The following is a 2,938-nucleotide window of genomic DNA, read 5'->3' as shown; positions in this document are numbered from 1 at the left end:
TGGCGACGACGCGGTCCGGGACACGACCGACGCCACGGGGTCGTTCGGCGACGCGGAGTACGTGACGTCCGCGGGCGACCTCGTCGAGGTCGACGTCTCCGCCGGCGGCAGTGACCCGGCGTACGTCGTCGTCGGCGGCGACCGGCTGAGCGACGGGAGTCCGACCGGGTTCCTCGACGTCCTGCGGGTGACCGGCGACACGACGATCACCGTCAACACCCGGCTGCTCGGCACGAACGCGTCCACCGACGCGGTGTACGCCAGTGACGGCGCGAGCGTGTCCAGCTACGCGCACGGCGCGGAACACGGCCCGGAGACACCGGTCGAGGATCTGGACGGCTTCGACGACCTCACGCTCGTCGATGGGGAGACGGGAGCGGCGTACGGGAACCTGTCCGCGCTCCGGTCCGCCGTCGACGTCGGCTCCAACCCGGCCCCGCTCGCGCCGCAGCGGTACCGGCTCCTCCTCGGCTCCGGGAACGTCACGGCACACGACGGGACGATCCAGCTGGAACACCGGCTCGACCGCGCCGACCTCCGTCTTACCCCGCCGGCGTTCCGCGAGCGGGTCGACGTGTACACCGATCTCGCGGACGACGTCGACGGCGCGGGATCGGTCGACGACCTGCTCGGCCCGGCGCGCGAACGCGACGCGATCACCCGTGGTGACCGGCTGATACTCGGATTCGAGGCGACCGGGATCTGGGGGGCACTCGCGCGGGCCGCCGACGGCGATCCGGACGACCGGTTCGGGTCGAGCGGGAACCTCTCCACGGCGGCCCTCAACGACCTATTGACGAGCGACGACGGCGAGATCCTGGGCGAGGGCGTCTCGCTCACGATCCGCCAGACGAACACGGGGATGAACGAACCGCCGACCGAGCTGGACCTCTCCGCCGTCACCGGCGACACCGACGCTGTTCAGGCGGTGTACGGTCCGCCCGAGGACCTGACGGGCCACGGCGACGGGCCGACCCCGAGCGCGTTCTACCTCGTCTTGGATACGGACGCCGCAGCCGCCTTCGACGGAACGCTCGACCCCGGCGACGAGTACGCGGTCACGTTCGGCCTGGACGGCGTCGAGGGCGACCGCTATCGCTTCGATCGGTCCGGCGGCGGCCCGGCCGATCCCTTCGCGGCGGCGTCCGCGACCGACCCCGACGTCGACGAGCAGTTCCCGTACCGCGCGCTCGACGAGGGCGACGTTTCGGCGACGGCGTCGTTCTCGATCCGGGCTCCCGACCTGTCCTTCGACGACGTCACCGACGACGGGGTCGTCCTCGTCGAGAACGGCACCACCGTCACCCTCTCCGGGGAGACGACGCTCCATCCCGAAACCGAACTCACCGCCGAGTTCGTCGCCGACGCCGGCGATACCCCGACCGTGGAGACGCGCTCCGTCGAGATCAGCGAGAACGACACGTTCTCCATCCGGGCGGTTCTCTCCGACGTTCCGGTCGGTTCGTCCGTCTCGCTGGAGCTGTACGAGGGCACGTCGCTGTACGACACCCGCTCGCTCGTCGTCGTCGAGGACCCGAACGACCCCACCCCACTCGCGATCGACGACGCTCCCGGGAACCTCACGATCATCCAGGGCGATAGCTTGGAGCGGCTCTCGGTCGACGTTCGGAACGACGGCCACGTCGACGGCGTCGAGCGCCTCTCGCTCGACGTAGCCGACGGAGCGCTGACGGACGATCGTCGGATCCGCGTCAAGCCGGACCGGACCTCGACCGTCGCGTTCTCCCGAGTCACGGCCGATCTGGAGCCCGGCGAGTACGCTTACTCGGTAGGGGTCGGCGACGACGAGACGAACGGGACGCTCGTCGTCGCGCCCGGTCCCGACTGGGAACCTGACGAGGAGGAGGCCGACGGCGAGGACAACGTGATCGACGACAGCGAGGACGACGCCGCGAACGGAGAAACCGAAGACGACGCCGACAGCGAGGGTGTCGACGACGGCGAGACCGGTGCCGATAGCGAGGTCGATGCCAACGACTCGGCGGCGGTCGGTGAGGAGGGCGACGCCTCGACCGGTGTCGAAGGCGACGACGACACCACCGCGGACGAGGACGGAAGCGACGCGGACGGTGACGGAAACGATGCGGACGGTGACGGAAACGATGCGGACGGTGACGGAAACGATGCGGACGGTGACGGAAACGACGCGGACGGTGACGGAAACGACGTGGAGGAGGGAGCTGACGACGACCCGTCCGAGCCCCGTACCGCGATCCCGCTCCCGCTCGGGATCGGGACCCGGGAGGCGGTCTCCGGAACGCTCCTCGTCGGGACGATGTACATCGCCGATCACTGGCTCTGAGCGGTTGGGGGAGGGCGACCATCACGGGGAGTTCGGGCCCGTCCCGTCGGGATCTCCCCTCTGGGAGCTCGCCCCGTTGGCTCACGACTGCCACGCGGTTCTCAGCGGTGAGAACCGCGGGCGAGCGGTTAAGTGACTCCTCGGCCCGTCTCCGAGTATATATGGCGACGCGAGTGCTTATCGCGGACGACTCGGAGTTCATGCGGAACCTCCTGCGGGAGATCCTCGAAGGGGAGTTCGAGATCGTCGGCGAGGCGGAAAACGGGGTAGAGGCCGTGAACATGTACGACGAGCACGCCCCCGACCTCGTGATGATGGACATCGTGATGCCGATCCGTGATGGGATCGAGGCCACGACGGAGATCAAAGACGACGACCCGGAGGCGACGGTGATCATGTGTACCAGCGTCGGGCAGGAGGAGAAGATGAAGGCCGCTATCAAGGCGGGTGCGGAGGGGTACATCACGAAGCCGTTCCAGAAGCCGAACGTGCTCGACGCCATCGGGTCGGCGGTATAATGCGCGTCGACGTCCGGGCGCTCGGGGCCTGTAACCGGCTCACCCAGCGCGGGGCCGAGCAGGCCGCCGACGCGGTCGCCGAGCTCATGGGGACGGA

General features: G+C 69.3%; 2 protein-coding genes. Both read left to right on the top strand.

Going from position 1 to position 2,938, the window contains the following annotated elements; translation table 11 throughout:
* On the top strand, positions 1–2,323 hold a 2,323-nt coding region (locus tag ACFQEU_RS13910), incomplete at its 5' end, for a BGTF surface domain-containing protein (RefSeq protein ID WP_379783118.1).
* Positions 2,324–2,484: 161 nt separating this feature from the next.
* A complete protein-coding gene (gene cheY, locus ACFQEU_RS13905) occupies positions 2,485–2,841 on the top strand; it encodes a chemotaxis protein CheY (protein WP_379783116.1) in 357 nt (118 codons plus the stop codon).
* Positions 2,842–2,938: the final 97 nt, after the last annotated feature.

The organism is Halorubrum tibetense (assembly GCF_042661865.1).
Taxonomy (GTDB): domain Archaea; phylum Halobacteriota; class Halobacteria; order Halobacteriales; family Haloferacaceae; genus Halorubrum; species Halorubrum tibetense.
This window is presented reverse-complemented; position numbering and strand designations above follow the sequence as displayed.